This is a genomic window from Micromonospora sp. URMC 105 (genome assembly GCF_051386295.1).
In the GTDB taxonomy this organism is placed as follows: domain Bacteria; phylum Actinomycetota; class Actinomycetes; order Mycobacteriales; family Micromonosporaceae; genus Micromonospora.
The window spans coordinates 101,334-117,023 of sequence record NZ_JBPQTL010000001.1; the positions used below are offsets into that span (position 1 = coordinate 101,334).

Genomic DNA, 15,690 nt, shown 5'->3' on the forward strand with positions numbered 1-15,690 from the left:
GTGGGTGCGCCCGGACCGGCGGGCGGCGCGCTCGTCGTCATGCTCGCTGCGACGAGTCCACCGAGGGCCACCGCAGTGCCCAGCAACCGGTACGCGCCCACGATGTCTCCCCCCGACGGTCCGGCGACATGATGCCACGCCGCCGACGCCTCTGGGGGGCACCGAGGTCGCCGCCCCGGCCCGCCCGCATCCTCGCCGGCATCCCGGTGTCCTGGCACGACTCCGGACGATGATCCCGACGGTCGACGGTCACATCCCCCGGTGCTCCCGGGTCAGGACCGGTAGGCGGGCCGTCCCTCGACCCGCCGCGTCATCACGAGGAGGAGCCATGGCCGCCGCCGTTTCCACCATCGACATCGCCCGGCCGCCGGAGCAGGTGTTCTCGTACGTCACCGACCCGTCGCGCTTCGCCGAGTGGCAGGACGACGTCGTGGACGTACGCCTGGAGCCGGCCGGCCGGGCCGGGTTGGGCTCGCGCTTCACGACGATCCGCCGCATCGGCGGGGCCGAGCGGACCATGACCCAGGAGGTGACCGAGGACCGGCCGCCCCGCAGGTGGGCCGTGCACGGGATCGACGGTCCGATCCGGCCGCGCATGACCGTCACCGTGGCACCCCTCGACGAGGGCGCGCGATCGCGCGTGACGTTCGCCCTGGACTTCGTCGGACACGGGATCGGCGTGCCGCTCGTGCCGATGGTCCGCCGGATGGCGGCGAAGGGCGCGCCGGCGAGCTACCGGCACCTGAAGGACCGGCTGGAGGCGGAGGTCTCCTAGCGCCTACAACCGGTGCCGGACCCAGACGTTGGGTTCGACGTAGACGGCGTGGTCGTGCGGCACGTCGCAGTGCACCGGCACCAGCGCGCCCGGCACGTGCACCGGCCCGCTCGTGTCGAACGGCAGGCCCGTCCAGCGGCGCCAGTCCGCCAGGCTCCCGCTGATCATCATCGAGCGGCTGGCGACCCGCTCGATCCGCCCGCCCGCGCGCACGTGCACCCGCAGCCACGGGTCGACCGGCAGGCCGTCCGCCCGGACCTGGGCCGCGTACTCGGTCATCGGCAGGTCCGGGTCGGTGTGCTTGCCGCTCGGGCGGACCGGGGCGACCAGGGTGTCGTACCCCCGGTCGGCGACGGCCCGCCGCATGGCGGCGAGCATCCGGGCGGACAGCCCGCCGCCGCGCCGGTCGGGGCGGACGCAGATCTCGATGGCCGAGACGATGTTCGGGGTGGCCCCGGTGAGCCGGGTGACCGTCGCCCGCTGGATGGCCCGGTCCCAGCCGCCGTCGGGAAGCTCCGGCTCCGTCCAGCGCAGAGGCACCGCGTACGCCCGGGCGATCGCGCGCCCCGGCTCGGCGGAGTCGACGGCGGCGAACACGAACTCGGGGTAGAGGTCGTGGGCGACGTTGTAGTAGATCCCGCCCATCGGGTCCCAGAGCATGAACTGCGGCCACGCCCCCTCGAAGTCCTCGTCGAGCAGGCCGGCGAGGTCCGGGCGGTCCGCCAGGCTCACGATGTCGATCGTCACGGGCGGAAACCGTAGGCGGGCACCGGGCGCGGCGCATCCTGATTTGCGGCCCGCCCCTTCCCCGGGAAGGTGCTGCCTCAGCCCCAGGCGCGCGACCGGTCGACGACCGCGGCCAGCGCGGCCCTGGCCCCGCCGGTCAGCTCCGCCACCAGCTCACCGGCCGGCGTTTCGCGGGTCAGGGAATGCGCCTGACCGGCCCACAGGTTCGCCACCGAGGCGTCCCCGCTGCTCCTGGCGGCGGCCAGCAGCGGGCGGGTGAGGTGCAGCACCTGCGGGTAGCCGACGGGTGCCGACCCGTCGTGCCGGCGGAGGAACTCGTTGACCAGGCCGCGCGCCCGCTTGCCGGTGAACGCGCGGCTCAGGGCGGTCGGCGCGGCGCCGGCCACCGCGGCCCGGTGCAGGTCGGAGGTGCCCGCCTCCGGGCAGCGGAGGAAGGCCGTACCGACCTGCGCGGCGGCGGCCCCGGCGGCGAGCACGGCCGCCACCGCGGCGCCGTCGGCGATGCCGCCCGCGGCCACCAGCGGGCGGTCGCAGCGGGCGGCGACCAGCCGGAGCAGAGGCAGGAGCGCGTAGTCGTCGTCGTCCGGCAGGCCACCGCGGTGCCCGCCGGCCTCCGTGCCCTGCACCACGACGGCGTCCACACCGAGTCCGGCCGCCGCCACGGCGGCGTCCGGGGACGTGACCGTGGCCCAGACCTCGGTGCCCCGCTCCCGCAGGGCGGCCACCGCCGCCCGGTCGGGCAGCCCGAAGACGAAGGACACCACCGGGACCGGGTCCGCGAGCAGGGCGGCCAGCTTCTCCGGGTACCCGTCGTCGCCGCTGATCGGTTCGCCCAGCGTCACCCCGTACCGCCGGGCCTCCGGGGCGAGCCGGTCGCCGTACGCCCGCACGGCGGCCTCGTCGACCGCACCGCCGTTCGGGTCCGGCAGGAACACGTTGACGCCGAACGGGCGGTCGGTGCGGCTACGGACCTCGGCCACGTCGGCGACGAGCCGGTCGACGCCGATCATCCCGGCGGCCAGGAAACCCAGGCCACCGGCCGCGGAGACGGACGCCGCCAGGGCCGGCGTCGACGGGCCGCCCGCCATCGGCGCGGCGACGATCGGGCGAGGCAGCACGGACAGCACGGACATCCACCCATCCTGCCGGATCGCCGTCGCGCCGGTGGCCGCCGCCCGCGAGGGCCGGCCGCCGGCGCCGCCGCCCGGCGCCCGGCGAGGCCCCCGTCGTGCGTACGGAATTCACGATGTCACGGCGGCGACTCCGTCGGCGGTCATAGGCTGCGGACGGATGCACCGGGTCCACCGGTCCGGGTTTCACGATCGGCAGGGGGTGTGCGTGACGGCGACACGACCGCGCCCCACGCCCGTCGACCCGGTGCCGGACGGACGCGGCCGGAAGGTGTCCAGCGGCGCGTGCCGTGACCTCCCTCCCGAGCTGGGGCCGGACGCGATCGGCGTGCTGGAGGGGCGCACCTTCATGTTCTCCGACGCGGTGGGAAACGTGCCGAAGGGGTCCATCGGCGGGCTCGTGCACGACGACACCCGTTTCCTGAACGAGTGGGTGCTCACCATCGGCGACGCGCCGCTGCTGGTGCTCTCCTCCGGCACCGTGGACCCGTACTCTGCGGCCTTCTTCCTGGCCAATTCCGCGCTGCCCGAGCTGCCGGCGAACCGGGTCGGCGTGCGGCGGCAGCGCTTCGTCGGCGAGGGGCTCTACGAACGGGTCGAGCTGCGCTACTTCGGCCTGGAGCCGGCGTCGCTGCGGCTGCGGCTGCAGGCCGGCACCGACTTCGCCGATCTGTTCGAGATAAAGGAATCCGGCCGGGACCGCGGCCCGCACATCGTCGGCCGGCACGAGCCGGACGGGTCGGCGCTGGAGTTCAGCTACCGCAACGGCGACTACGCCGCGTCGGTGCGGATCGAGGCCGACCCGCCGGCCGACCGGATCGACGGCGACAGCCTGGTCTGGGACCTGCGTCTGGAGCGGGGCCAGGAGTGGGGCTGTGAGCTGCGGGTACCGCTGCGCTTCGGCGAGGAGGACTACCGCCCCACGCCCCGGGGGTTCGGGCAGGGGGTCGACCACGGGCTGGAGGACCCGTCGACCCGGTGGGCGGCGAGCAAGCCGCACCTGCACGCGGAGACCGACCTGGTGCGCGACGTCTACCACAAGTCGGCGGTGGACCTCGTCTCGATGCGGATCGAGAAGACCATCGCCGGGGAGCCGGTCGTGCTCATCGCCGCCGGCCTGCCGTGGTTCCTCACCGTCTTCGGCCGGGACACCCTGATCACCGCCTACCAGACCATGATCTGCGGTCCGGACGTCGCCCGCGGCGCCCTGATCGTGCTGGCCACCCACCAGGCCACCACCTTCGACGACTTCACCGACCAGGAACCCGGGAAGATCTTCCACGAGTACCGGTCGGGCGAGCTGACCCGGCTCGGCCTGAAGCCCTACCGGCCCTACTACGGCGGCGCGGACACCACCGCGCTGTGGTTGATCCTGCTGTCCGAGTACTGGCGGTGGACCAGGGACGACGAACTCGTGCACCGGCTGCGCCCCAACGCCGAAGCCGCCCTGCGCTGGATCGACCGCTGCGGTGACCTCGACGGCGACGGCTACGTCGAGTACGCCACCCGCTCCAGTCAGGGCCTGGGCAACCAGTGCTGGCGGGACTCACCGGACGGCGTGCAGTTCGCCGACGGGACCATCCCGGTCCTGCCGATCGCCACCTGCGAGACCCAGGGCTACACCTACGACGCCAAGCTGCGCCTCGCGGAACTCGCCGAGGGCCCCTGGCGGGACCCGGAGCTGGCCCGCCGGCTGCGGGAGGAGGCCCAACGGCTGCGTGTGCAGTTCGACCGGGACTACTGGATCCCGCACCGGGGTGGCTACTACGCCGTCGGGCTCGACGGCGACAAGCGGCGGATCGACTCGATGACCTCCAACATGGGCCACCTGCTGTGGAGTGGCATCGTGCCCGAGGACCGCGCCGCACACATCGCCCGGCAGCTCATGTCCGACGAGATGTTCTCCGGCTGGGGCGTACGCACGCTGTCCACCGCCGACATCGGCTACAACCCCATCGGCTACCACCTCGGCACCGTCTGGCCGCACGACAACTCCATCATCGCGGCCGGTCTCGCCCGCTACGGCTACCGCAAGGAGGCCAACCGCATCGCGATGGCGATGCTGGAGGCCGCCCGCCACTCGGAGCACCGCCTGCCGGAGGCGTTCTCCGGCTACGACCGGTCCTTCGGCCGCCGGCCGGTGCCCTATCCGACCGCCTGCAACCCGCAGGCCTGGGCCAGCGGCGCGCCCCTGCTCCTGCTCCGCACGATGCTCGGCCTGCACCCGCAGCAGGAGACCCTGATCGCCGACCCGCACCTGCCCGGCGAACTCGGCCGGATCCGCCTGCACCACGTCCTGGCCGGTGGCCGCCGGTGGAACGTCGAGGCGACCGGTTCGCACGCCACCGTCACCCCCGACGACGGGCCGGGTGAGCCGGCGACCTGACCCGACGCCGCCGGGGTGAGGGCGCTCGGACGGCACGCGACCGGGGCGACGTCGCGGCAGACTGACCCGATGTCGTCGACGATGCTGGTGGTCGGTCCGAAGCTGGCGGTGACCCTGGTCGTGCTGACCGCCGTGGCGGCGGCCGTGGCCGTCGCCGGCCGGCTCGGGCACGGCCGCCAGATCGTCGTCGCCGCCGTTCGCGCCACGGTCCAGTTGGGGGCGGTGTCCCTGCTGATCGCCGCCATCGTCGCCGCGCTGTGGGCCACCGCGGCCTTCGTGGTGGTGATGTGCGTGGTCGCGGCGGGCACCTCCGGCCGGCGGATCACCGGCGGGGCGCGCGGCTGGTGGGCCGCCGTGCCGATCGTGGCGGGAAGCCTCTCCGTCGTGGCGGGCCTGCTCGTGGCGGGCCTGGTGCCGCTGCGCGGCATCGCGATCATCCCGGTCGCCGGCATCCTGATCGGCGGCGCGATGACCGCCACCTCGCTGGCCGGCCGGCGCGCGCTGGACGAGCTGACCGGCCGCTGGGGCGAGGTGGAGGCAGCCCTGGCGCTGGGCCTGCTGCCCCGGGACGCGGTGCTGCTGATCTGCCGTCCGGCGGCTGCTCAGGCGTTGATCCCGGCGCTGGACCAGACCCGCACCGTGGGGCTGGTGACCCTGCCCGGGGCCTTCGTCGGGGTGCTGCTCGGTGGGGCCGATCCGATCGCTGCCGGGATCACCCAGTTGTTCGTGCTCGTCGGGCTCCTGGCCGTGGAGGTCGTCGCGGTCGTGCTGACCGTCGAACTGGTGGCCCGCGGGCGGCTGCGCCCGGCCCCGTGACCGACCGGCACGCCCGCGACGACCTCCGCGGGGACGCTCAGGCGGCTGGAGCTCCGCCGCCGGCGGGGCCGACCGGGACCGCCGGCAGCGGTCGTGGACCCCGGTCCCGGTGGGTTGCCGGCCGCCGGGACGACGGCCGCACCGGATCCCGGACCGGCACGAGGCGACGAAGGCGCCGCTCCGGTGACGCCAGGGCCCAGTCGCGACAGGCCACCGCGCTCGCCCCGGTGTCGAGGCCCGGCGAATGCCCCCTGCCCGGCCGGGTACCCGACGAGTGCCGACGGCCCGGCCGACCACGTCCCGGTGCCGTGACCGCCTCGTGCCCGCCGACCGTCGCCGGTCCACCGGCCACGGTCGCGCGGGTCGCACAGGAAGGGATGGCTCGCGATGAAGGTGCGAAGCTCGCTGCGCTCGTTGAAGCAGAAGGCGAACTCCATCGTGGTTCGCCGCCGAGGCAAGCTGTACGTGATCAACAAGTCCGATCCGCGCCAGAAGGCGCGCCAGGGCTGAGGCGGGTACGCCCCGGCACCCCAACGAGGGGTGCCGGGGCGTACCCGGTCAGCGGGCGTCGGCGGGTCAGCCCTTGAGTGCCGCCGCGACCGCGTCGGCGAGGGTGGTGGTGGGGCGGCCGGCGAGCCGGCGCAGGTCCCCGCTGTCGGTGGTCAGCTCGCCGCGGGCGATGCCCAGGTCGCACTCGGCCAGGATGGCCGCGTACGGCTCCGGCAGGCCGGCGGCGACCAGAGCCCTGGTGTACTCGTCGGCGGGCAGGTCCCGGTAGACCACCTCGGTGCCGCTCTGCCGGGAGACCTCGGCGGCCAGTTCGGTCAGCGTGAACGGCTCGTCGCCGCCCAGCTCGTACGTCGCGTCGTCGTGGCCGTCGCCGACCAGGACGGCGGCGGCAGCGGCGGCGTAGTCGGCGCGGGTGGCGGCGGCGACCCGGCCGGCACCGGCGCTGCCGAGGACCGCGCCGTGCTCGAGCGCGGCGGCGAGGTTGCCGGTGTAGTTCTCGGTGTACCAGCCGTTGCGCAGCAGCGTGTACGGCAGGCCGGAGGCGCGGATCAGCTCCTCGGTGGCCCGGTGCTCGGTGGCGAGGGGGAAGCCGGCGGTGCCGGCGTTCAGGACGCTGGTGTACGCGATCAGGCGTACCCCGGCGGCCACGGCGGCGTCGACGACGGCCCCGTGCTGGGCCACCCGCCGCCCCACCTCGTTGGATGAGACGAGCAGCAGGCGGTCGGCGCCGGCCAGGGCGGTGGCCAGCGTCTCGGGACGGTCGTAGTCGGCCTCCCGGACGAGCACGCCCCGCGCGGCCAGGTCGGCGGCCTTCTCGGGGGTGCGGACCGCGGCGACGATCTCCTGGGCGGGCACGCCCCTGTCCAGCAGTTCGGTGACGACGAGGCGGCCGAGCAGGCCGGTGGCTCCGGTAACGACGATCATGATTGCTCCTCGGGGTGACGGGTACCTTGAAGCATGCACTAACTTTTAGAAAGTGCCAACCTAGAAGTTAGTGCGGTGGATCGGGAGGTGTCCGCCGGGTACCGTCGGAGCCATGACTGCTCCCCTCACCAACCCCGGCGGAGCGGACGCCCCGGACGCCGACGACCAGTTCCTCGTGGACGTCTTCGCCCGCAACTGCGACTCGCGCCGCACCCTGGAGAACATCGCCGGCAAGTGGGGGATCCTGGCGCTCTCCGCGCTGCACGAGGGCGCGTACCGGTTCAACGCGCTGCGCCGCCGGGTCGACGGGGTCAGCGAGAAGATGCTGTCCCAGACGCTCCAGGCGCTGGAGCGCGACGGCCTGGTCCGGCGCGACGTGCAGGCGACCATCCCGCCCCACGTCGAGTACAGCCTCACCCCGCTCGGTGCCCGGGTGGCCGAGCGGCTGGTCGGCCTGATCGAGCTGGTCGAGAGCGAGATGGGTGCCGTGGTCGCGGCCCAGGCCGAGTACGACCGGGCGGCGGACCGGAAGCGGCGCAATCCCGCCTGAGCCGGCACCGTCGCGCGGATTTCCGCCCGTTCGGGGCGACACCGTCGGAATGGCGACAGTGCCGGCGGCGGCCGAGGGCCGACCAGACCCGCTAGATTCGCCGGCGAGGCTCATCGCAGAGCCACCCCCGCTCGGCCTGCCACGTCGATGACCGCAGCCCCGGGCCCCCCGCGCACCGACGGGGTGGCCCGCAGCGCGCAAACGACGCCGGCACCCGGACCGCCGCCCCCCGGGAGGTCGTGGTGTACCAGTCGCCCGCGCGCGTCTTCGCCCGGCTCGGCGCCACCGGGCCCGCGCCCGCGCCGTCCGTGATCATCCGACGGGCCGTCGTGCTCGGCGCGAGCGTGGCCGGGCTGCTGGCGGCCCGGGTGCTCGCCGAGCACGCCGAGAGCGTGCTGGTGGTGGACCGGGACGAGCTGGGGGCGGGCACCGGGCACCGGGCCGGTGTGCCGCAGGGCACCCAGATGCACGTCCTGCTGCCGGCCGGCCGGGACCAGATCGACCGGTGGTTCCCCGGCTTCTCCGGCGAGGCCGTGGCCGAGGGCGCCGTACGCCTTCCCGCCGCCGCCCGCCGCAGTTACCTCGACGGCCGGCGCAAGGTGCCCGGTTCCGACGTCGACATGATCGCGGCGAGCCGGCCCTTCCTGGAGGAGCTGCTCCGGCGCCGCACGCTGGAGCTGCCCAACGTCACGTTGCTGCCGGGACGGGTGACCGGCCTGGAGTTCGCCGGCGGGGCGGTCACCGGTGTGCGGCACGACAGCGCGGCCGGCCCGGTCGTCACGGCCGCCGACTTCGTGGTGGACGCCACGGGCCGGTCCAGCCGGCTCGGCGACTGGCTGGAGCAGGGCGGGTGGGACCGTCCCCCGATGCGCCGGATGGCGATCAACCTGCACTACGCGACCGCCACGTTCCGGCGTACCGAAGAGCAGCCGGTGCCGGTCGCGGTGCTGGCCGCCTGCACCGCGGCGGCCGGCGGCGACATCGCCGGCGCCGCCTTCTCCGCGATCGAGGACGGCCGGTGGATCGTGATGCTCGGCAGCTACGGCGACGACCGGCCCGGCCGCGACGCGGACGACCTGATCCGCCGGTGCCGGGAGGACTTTCCCCCCGAGTTCGCCCGGGTGGTCGGCAACGAGCTGCTCGGGCCGGTCCGCACCTACCGGCAGGCCGACAGCCGGCGCCGGGACTTCCACCGCCTGCGCCGGGTGCCGGCCGGACTGGTGGCGGTGGGTGACGCCGTCTCCTCGTTCAACCCGATCTACGGGCAGGGCATGTCGTCCGCCGCCCTGCACGCCTCCTGCCTCTCGGAGTACCTCCGCTCCGGTCCCGACCTGCGCCAACCGCCCCGGGAGTTCCACGCGTTGCAGCGGGTGGTGGTGGACGCCGCCTGGGGGATGTCGACCTCCGCCGACCTGGCCCGCCCGTCCGTGCCCGGCCCCCGTCCCCGGGGATACCGGATCTCCCGCTGGGTGGCCGACGAGATCACCGCCGCGTCGGTGACCGACCCGGTGACCGCCCGGCGCTTCGACGCCGTCGTCGAGATGCGCCGCCACCCGAACGCGCTGGCCGCACCCGCCACCCTGCTGCGCGCGGTACGGGTCAACCGGGCGCGGCAGCGGGCGGGTGACTGACGCCGGTCAGCACCGCCGCCGCAGGAACTCGTCGGCGCGCTCCCGCATCGGCGCGGTGGAGACCTGCCCGCTGCGAACATCGCGGCCCCGTGCAGCGCGTCACTCGCTGGCGCTCGGCCCCAGCAGCCGGATCTCCTCGATGTCCAGCGCGGCCTGCACCTCTCGCTGCACGGCGTCGTCGATCTCGTTGTTGTCGCGCATCCGGTTGATCTCGCGGCGCTTGTGGTCGAGCAGCTGGAGCCGGAGGCGGCGGTCGCGCTCCCGCGCCTCGGCGGCCTCCTCGCCGCTCTCGGTGGTGAGCACGTCGTCGAGGTGCCGCTCGTAGTCGGAGCGGAGCCGGTGCACCACGTCGGCGTCGACGCCGATTCCGGCGGCGACCTCGGGCAGCGCGGCCAGGCCGGCCCGGGTGGCCGCCGTCCGGGCCTGCCGGATCTCCTCCTCCTGCTCGGTGTCGCCCCGCAGCCGCGCCCAGTCGAGCACGGCCGGCAGCGTGCTGCCCTGGATCAGGATCGTCAGCAGGATGACCATCGCGGTGCAGAAGATGATCAGGTCACGTTCGGCGACCGGAGCCCCCGAGGCGGTCGTCATCGGCACCGCGAGCGCCGCCGCGAGCGACACCGCGCCGCGGAATCCCGCCCACCCGGCGGCGGTGCGCACCCGCCAGCCGGTCGGGCCCCGCCGCTGCCCCTTGCGCCGTTCGACGAGTTCCAGGCCGAAGCCGGCAAGGTGCACCATCGCCATCCGGGTCACCACCACCACGACCGTCGCGACCGCCCCGATGGCCAGGGCCTGGGTCGTCGAGGTGCTGGTGATGCTCTCCGCCGCCCTGGGGATCTGCATGCCGAGCAGGACGAACAACGAACCGTTGATCAGGAAGGTGGAGAGGTCCCAGAAGGCGAACGCCAGCACCCGGGAGCGGGCCCGGATCACGCGGGGCCCGTAGTAGGACAGGAGGAGGCCGGAGACCACCACCGCCAGCACGCCGCTGGCATGGACGAGCTCCGCCAGCAGGAACGCGAGGAACGGGGTCAGCACGCTCAGCGCGCCCTCGCGCAGCGGGTCGTCGAGGCGTCGGCGGATCGCGATCACGACCGCGCCGGCCAGCAGGCCGGCCGCGACCCCGCCCCCGGCCGCGCGGCCGAACTCCCCGAGCAGGGCCGGTGCGTCCGGCCAGGCGCCGCCCACGATCAGGCCGACCGTGACGGAGAAGAGCACCAGCGCGGTGCCGTCGTTGATCAGGCTTTCCGCGCGCAACGTCGTCAGGATCCGGCGGGGCATCCGCTTGGCCAGGCCGGCGACCGCCGCGGCGTCGGTCGGCGCAAGCACCGCGCCCAGCGCCCAGGCCGCGGCCGGATCCACCCCGAGCTGCTGCACCGCCAGGGACACCGCGACCATCGTGATCCCCACCAGCACCACGGCCAGCAGCGCGATCGCCGGCAGGTTCGCCCGGATCTCGCGGATGCTGACGACCAGGCTCTCCCGGTAGAGGATCGCCGGCAGGAAGAGCAGCAGCACCACCTCCGGCTCCAGCACCACGTGCGACAGCGGTGGCAGCAGCGCGAGCAGCGCACCCATGGTGATCAGCAGGACCGGTGGGGCAACGCTGTAGCGGCCGCCGAGGGTGGTGCCGATCAGCACCGTGGCGGCCAGGACCACGATCAGGAGCAGTGCCTCCACGTCACCCCCTCCGCCGGTGGCGATCGGCGCACCGCCGCTGCGGCGGCGTTCCGACCGGTCTCCGGCCGGCGGCCCGGCGCCGCCCGCCCGGGCGCGGGCGGGCCCGCCGGTCGCCGGCCACCCGCACATCGTGATACGGCCGGTGGGCGGCGTGGGGCGGAACGATCGATCCGGTCGTCGACGGAGGTGGCCGCACCGTGCGCGGCAGCAGTAGGGGTCGGAAGGGGTACTCGGGCGCGGCGTACGTGGTTAGCGTCGGCCCCGAGCGGGCCACCGTACGCGAGAAAACCGCCGCACGCGGCGCTGCTCCCGGTCGGTCTCGGCTCACCTTTCACGCGATCCGGCAGAGGGAGACCCACATGGGGCGGGCGGAGAACAAGGTCGTCGTCATCACTGGCGCGGCCCGTGGTCAGGGGCGCAGCCACGCGGTCCGGCTGGCCGAGGAGGGCGCCGACATCATCGCGATCGACATCTGCAGGGACATCGACACGGCCGGCTACGGCATGGCCGGCAACGAGGACCTGGAGGAGACGGCGCGCCTGGTCAAGGAGACCGGTCGCCGGGTGGTCGTCCGGCACGCGGACGTCCGTGACTACGCCGCGCTGCGCACGGCCATCGAGGAGGGCGTCGCCGAACTGGGGAAGGTCGACGTCCTGATCCCGAACGCGGGCATCCTGCCGATGGGGCCGGACCAGCCGATCAGCGCCTTCACCGGCACCATCGACGTCAACCTCGCCGGCGTGCTGAACACGGTGCACGCCGCGCTGCCGCACTTCAACGAGGGCGTGTCGGTCATCATCGTCGGCTCGATCGCGAGCTTCCTGCCGCCGATGCCCTCCGACGTGATGGCGGGCGCCGGGTACGCCGGTTACCGGTTCGCCAAGCACGTCCTGGTCGACTACGTGAAGGCGCTGGCGCTGCAGCTCGCGCCGACCAGCGGGCGGGTGAACTCGGTCCACCCGACCACCGTGGACACCGACATGGCCTTCAACAAGGGCATGTTCCAGACCTACCGGCCGGACCTCGACGACCCCACCGTCGAGGACGTCGCGCCGATCCTGAGCGCCATCCACGCCATGCCGATCTCGCACGTGACCCAGGCCGACGTGACCCACGCCGTGGTCTACCTGGCCTCCGACGAGTCGCGGTACGTCACCGGCAGCCAGATCAAGATCGACGGTGGCGCGCTGGCCATGCAGCACCTCTGACGTCGTCCCGCCGTACCCCTAGGGCGGGGTGGTGGACAGCCGGCGGTCGGGCCGTGCCGGATGCGGCGCGGCCCGACCGGCGTCCGGCACGGGCAACCAAGGACCGATCGACAGCGGCGCCGGCACGCGCGCCGGCCGCGGAACAGGACGGACAGATGACCGACACGGGTGTCACGCTCTACCTCGAGCTGATCAAGAAGGTGATCGCCAACGAGATCTACACCGACAACGCGGCCCCCTGGTGGACCGGGGCCGAGGGCGCCGCGGTGCCCGAGGGCGGCCTGCCCGGTACCTCCGCCGCGCACACCCTGGTCGGTCTCGAGGGCCTGGACAACGTGCAGGAGTGCGTCGAGCGCGTGCTGGCCGACCAGATCCCCGGGGACCTGGTCGAGACGGGCGTGTGGCGCGGCGGCGTCACCATCCTGATGCGCGCCATCCTCAAGGCGCACGGCGTCACCGACCGGCGGGTCTGGGCCGCCGACTCCTTCGAGGGCGTGCCGGAGGCGGGGGAGGCCAGCCACCCCCTCGACCAGGAGATGGCGCTGCACAACCTGAACAGCATGCTCAGCGTCTCGGCGGACGCCGTACGGGCCAACTTCAAGGCGTACGACCTGCTCGACGAGCAGGTGGAGTTCCTGGAGGGCTGGTTCTCCGAGACCCTGCCGGCGGCGCCGATCTCCTCGATCGCCGTGCTGCGCCTCGACGGCGACCTGTACGAGTCGACCCGGGACGCGCTGATCCCGCTCTACCCGAAGCTCTCCGCGGGCGGCTTCATCATCATCGACGACTACAACATGGAGCCCTGCCGGGCGGCGGTGCACGAGTACCGCGACGCGCACGGGATCACCGACGAGATCCGGCCGGTGGACAACGGCGGGGTCTTCTGGCGCAAGACCGCCTGACCTGCGTACGCCGAGAAGGGCGCCACCTCCCGACGGAGGCGGCGCCCTTCTCGCGTGGCCGGGCCGGCGCACGCGCGAAGGCCCTTCTCCAACGGGGGAGGAGAAGGGCCTTCGCTGTCGGTGACCGACGCCGACGCTCAGTCGGTCTTCTTCTGGAAGAAGACGGCGGCGAGGGTGACGGAGACGACGAGGATGCCGACGGACCAGGTGAGAGCGATCCACGGGTTGTCGCCGACCGGCCGGTCGAGCAGGAAGCCGCGGACGCTCTCGATGATCGGCGTCGACGGCTGGTGCCGGGCCACGCCCTGCAGCCAGCCGGGCAGCGTGTCGATCGGCACGAACGCGCTGCTGACGTAGGGCAGGAACATCATGATGAAGGCGAAGCTGGCCGCCGCGTCGGTGGACTTGGTGAGCAGCCCGACCACCGCGGAGAGCCAGGACATCGCCAGGATGAAGGTGACCAGGATGCCCCCGGCGGCGAGCCACTGGAGCAGGCCGGCCTCCGGCCGGAACCCGATGAGCAGGGCCACCGCGATCACCACGACGGTGGAGACGACGTTCTTGATGACGCTGGCGGTGACGTGGCCGCCGAGCAGCACCGCCCCGCTGACGTCCATGGACCGGAAGCGGTCGATGATGCCGGTGCTCATGTCGTTGGCGACGCCCACGCCGGTCTGGGCGGCCCCCCACACGGTGCAGAGCAGCAGTACGCCCGGGGACACGTAGGTCACGTAGTCGCCGCCGGTCTGGATCGCCCCGCCGAAGAGGTAGACGAAGAGCACCATCATCATGATGGGCAGCATCAGCGCCATCATCAGGGCGTCCAGGTCCCGGCTGGTCAGCCGGGTGCAGCGCCCGATCATGGTCACCATGTCGGTCCCCAGCGAGGTGGGCCGGGGGCGGTTGCGCAGGACGATGGACTCAGTCACCGACAGTCTCCTTCACTCTCTCCACCTCCGGGGTCGGGGTGGGGTGACCCGTCAGCGCCAGGAACACGTCGTCCAGCGTCGCGCTGTGCACCTGGAACTTCGTGATCCGGTTGCGCTGCGGGTCTGCCTCGTCCAGGACGGCCCGCACCTGGTTGGCGGAGCCGTCGGTGGTGACCCCGATAGTCAGCAGGTCGAGATCCTTGGTGACCACCCGCTCGCCCAGCAGCACCAGGACGTCCTCCAGCGCCGTGCGGTCGACCAGCTCGAGGTCGAGCCGCTGACCGGCGACCCGCTCCTTGAGCTGGGTGGGTGTGCCCTCGGCGACGATGGTGCCGCCGTCGAGCAGGGCCACCCGGTCGGCCAGCCGGTCGGCCTCCTCCAGGTACTGCGTGGTCAGGAAGATGGTCAGGCCGTTGGCGGCCAGGTCGGCGATGACGCCCCACAGCGCGAGGCGGCTGCGCGGGTCCAGGCCGGTGGTCGGCTCGTCGAGGAAGACCACCGACGGCGCCCCGACCAGGCTGGCGGCGAGGTCGAGCCGGCGGGCCATCCCGCCGGAGTAGGTGGCCAGCCGACGGCCACCGGCGTCGGTCAGGTCGAACCGGGCGAGCAGGTGCGTCGCGCGCTCCTGCGCCTCGGCGCGGGACAGCCCGGTGAGCCGGCCCATCATGCGCAGGTTCTCCTCGCCGGTCTGGTTCTTGTCGATCGCGGCGTACTGCCCGGTGAGGGTGATGGCCCGCCGCACCTTGCGGCGCTCCTTGACGACGTCGAAGCCGGCGACCCGGGCGCGGCCCGCGTCGAGGGAGGTGAGCGTCGAGAGGATGCGGACGGTGGTGGTCTTGCCCGACCCGTTCGGGCCCAGCAGGGCGAAGACGCTGCCCCGGGGGACGCTCACGTCCACGCCCTTGAGCACCTGCACGTCGCCGTAGGACTTTCGTAGCCCGGTGGCTTCTATTGCCAATTCGTAGGCCATTGTCGTTGCACTCCTCGCCGTCCCTGCTCCGGGTGGTCTTCTGCGTGCCTCGTACGCTGATTCGTGTAGACTGTACGCAGTTCGATGTTTGCCTGTCAACCGGCTTCGATGCCGCAGGTCAGGCCCGTTCTTCAGCTCGCGTCGCGCGCCTGCCGGCGGCGGCTCGCGGGCGACGCCGGGGCCGTGTCGGGCTCGGGTCGACCGTGCCGCGGCCGACCGGTGCCCCGAGCCGGTCGCCACGGCCCGCAATGGAAGGTGGCGGGGCTGGATTTCCCGTGCCCCGACAATGCGCGGAATCATCGCTACCGGCTCGGCGGCGACGCGCCCTGAAAAGCCTTCACTCATTTTTCGTCATCCGGGATCAGATGGGGGATGACCCTGACCCGTGGCCCGGCGGAACGTTCGACGACCCCTAGGTGGCGACCATAGGCGCTGTTCACAGCCATGATCCCGAAGGCTTCCGTCGATCGCCGATGAGGGTTCCCGGTGGTCGGTCCGGGGCCGCCGGAGGGTGTGGGGTTGACGCGCCGACTAC

General features: G+C 73.4%; 14 protein-coding genes. 8 read left to right on the forward strand and 6 right to left on the reverse strand.

Going from position 1 to position 15,690, the window contains the following annotated elements:
- Positions 1–328: 328 nt before the first annotated feature.
- Complete coding sequence (locus ACSNN7_RS00405) at positions 329–775, forward strand: SRPBCC family protein (RefSeq protein ID WP_436678462.1); 447 nt, start codon at positions 329–331, stop codon at positions 773–775.
- A gap of 3 nt (positions 776–778) precedes the next feature.
- On the opposite strand, the gene ACSNN7_RS00410 is transcribed toward ACSNN7_RS00405, so the two are convergent.
- Together ACSNN7_RS00410 and ACSNN7_RS00415 are read right to left on the reverse strand one after the other, a co-directional pair.
- A complete protein-coding gene (locus tag ACSNN7_RS00410; RefSeq protein ID WP_436678463.1) occupies positions 779–1,522 on the reverse strand; it encodes an N-acetyltransferase in 744 nt (247 codons plus the stop codon).
- A 77-nt stretch (positions 1,523–1,599) separates the two neighbouring features.
- On the reverse strand, positions 1,600–2,655 hold the full coding sequence (locus ACSNN7_RS00415; RefSeq protein WP_436678464.1) for a nitronate monooxygenase: 1,056 nt from the start codon (positions 2,653–2,655) through the stop codon (positions 1,600–1,602).
- Positions 2,656–2,860: 205 nt separating this feature from the next.
- Between ACSNN7_RS00415 and ACSNN7_RS00420 the strand changes: the two genes are divergently transcribed.
- From ACSNN7_RS00420 to ykgO, 3 genes are all read left to right on the forward strand, one after another.
- On the forward strand, positions 2,861–5,038 hold the full coding sequence (locus ACSNN7_RS00420) for an amylo-alpha-1,6-glucosidase (RefSeq protein WP_436678465.1): 2,178 nt from the start codon (positions 2,861–2,863) through the stop codon (positions 5,036–5,038).
- 69 nt (positions 5,039–5,107) lie between these two features.
- Entirely contained in the window at positions 5,108–5,854 is a 747-nt protein-coding gene (locus tag ACSNN7_RS00425) for an ABC transporter permease (RefSeq protein ID WP_436678466.1), read from the forward strand.
- Positions 5,855–6,241: 387 nt separating this feature from the next.
- Positions 6,242–6,364, forward strand: a complete 123-nt coding sequence (ykgO, locus tag ACSNN7_RS00430) for a type B 50S ribosomal protein L36 (protein WP_334455269.1) — start codon at positions 6,242–6,244, stop codon at positions 6,362–6,364.
- 66 nt (positions 6,365–6,430) lie between these two features.
- Here ykgO and ACSNN7_RS00435 read toward each other — a convergent pair whose 3' ends face one another.
- Entirely contained in the window at positions 6,431–7,288 is an 858-nt protein-coding gene (locus ACSNN7_RS00435) for an SDR family oxidoreductase (protein ID WP_436678467.1), read from the reverse strand.
- Positions 7,289–7,400: 112 nt separating this feature from the next.
- On the opposite strand from ACSNN7_RS00435, the gene ACSNN7_RS00440 reads away from it, so the two are divergent.
- Positions 7,401–7,838 carry a winged helix-turn-helix transcriptional regulator gene (locus ACSNN7_RS00440; RefSeq protein WP_436678468.1) on the forward strand — a complete coding sequence of 146 codons (438 nt, stop codon included), beginning with the start codon at positions 7,401–7,403 and terminating at the stop codon, positions 7,836–7,838.
- A gap of 242 nt (positions 7,839–8,080) precedes the next feature.
- Positions 8,081–9,469, forward strand: coding sequence for an NAD(P)/FAD-dependent oxidoreductase (locus ACSNN7_RS00445; RefSeq protein WP_436678469.1), 1,389 nt, complete (start codon positions 8,081–8,083; stop codon positions 9,467–9,469).
- A 99-nt stretch (positions 9,470–9,568) separates the two neighbouring features.
- On the opposite strand, the gene ACSNN7_RS00450 is transcribed toward ACSNN7_RS00445, so the two are convergent.
- Entirely contained in the window at positions 9,569–11,146 is a 1,578-nt protein-coding gene (locus tag ACSNN7_RS00450) for a Na+/H+ antiporter (RefSeq protein ID WP_436678470.1), read from the reverse strand.
- A gap of 359 nt (positions 11,147–11,505) precedes the next feature.
- Between ACSNN7_RS00450 and ACSNN7_RS00455 the strand changes: the two genes are divergently transcribed.
- Positions 11,506–12,354, forward strand: a complete 849-nt coding sequence (locus tag ACSNN7_RS00455; protein ID WP_436678471.1) for a mycofactocin-coupled SDR family oxidoreductase — start codon at positions 11,506–11,508, stop codon at positions 12,352–12,354.
- A 155-nt stretch (positions 12,355–12,509) separates the two neighbouring features.
- On the forward strand, positions 12,510–13,256 hold the full coding sequence (locus ACSNN7_RS00460; protein WP_436678472.1) for a TylF/MycF/NovP-related O-methyltransferase: 747 nt from the start codon (positions 12,510–12,512) through the stop codon (positions 13,254–13,256).
- Positions 13,257–13,393: 137 nt separating this feature from the next.
- Here the strand turns inward: ACSNN7_RS00460 and ACSNN7_RS00465 are convergent, their stop codons facing one another.
- Together ACSNN7_RS00465 and ACSNN7_RS00470 are read right to left on the reverse strand one after the other, a co-directional pair.
- Positions 13,394–14,185, reverse strand: coding sequence for an ABC transporter permease (locus ACSNN7_RS00465; RefSeq protein WP_436678473.1), 792 nt, complete (start codon positions 14,183–14,185; stop codon positions 13,394–13,396).
- On the reverse strand, positions 14,178–15,155 hold the full coding sequence (locus tag ACSNN7_RS00470; protein WP_436678474.1) for an ATP-binding cassette domain-containing protein: 978 nt from the start codon (positions 15,153–15,155) through the stop codon (positions 14,178–14,180). The genes ACSNN7_RS00465 and ACSNN7_RS00470 overlap by 8 nt, the downstream gene beginning before the upstream one ends.
- Positions 15,156–15,690: the final 535 nt, after the last annotated feature.

What these genes read in the sequence shown, in the direction of transcription:
- ACSNN7_RS00455 (WP_436678471.1), top strand. Translation starts at nt 11,506, where the DNA reads ATGGGGCGGGCGGAGAACAAGGTCGTCGTCATCACTGGCGCGGCCCGT.
- ACSNN7_RS00435 (WP_436678467.1), bottom strand. Translation starts at nt 7,288, where the DNA reads ATGATCGTCGTTACCGGAGCCACCGGCCTGCTCGGCCGCCTCGTCGTC.
- ACSNN7_RS00460 (WP_436678472.1), top strand. Translation starts at nt 12,510, where the DNA reads ATGACCGACACGGGTGTCACGCTCTACCTCGAGCTGATCAAGAAGGTG.
- ACSNN7_RS00425 (WP_436678466.1), top strand. Translation starts at nt 5,108, where the DNA reads ATGTCGTCGACGATGCTGGTGGTCGGTCCGAAGCTGGCGGTGACCCTG.
- ACSNN7_RS00415 (WP_436678464.1), bottom strand. Translation starts at nt 2,655, where the DNA reads ATGTCCGTGCTGTCCGTGCTGCCTCGCCCGATCGTCGCCGCGCCGATG.
- ACSNN7_RS00470 (WP_436678474.1), bottom strand. Translation starts at nt 15,155, where the DNA reads ATGGCCTACGAATTGGCAATAGAAGCCACCGGGCTACGAAAGTCCTAC.
- ACSNN7_RS00405 (WP_436678462.1), top strand. Translation starts at nt 329, where the DNA reads ATGGCCGCCGCCGTTTCCACCATCGACATCGCCCGGCCGCCGGAGCAG.
- ykgO (WP_334455269.1), top strand. Translation starts at nt 6,242, where the DNA reads ATGAAGGTGCGAAGCTCGCTGCGCTCGTTGAAGCAGAAGGCGAACTCC.
- ACSNN7_RS00440 (WP_436678468.1), top strand. Translation starts at nt 7,401, where the DNA reads ATGACTGCTCCCCTCACCAACCCCGGCGGAGCGGACGCCCCGGACGCC.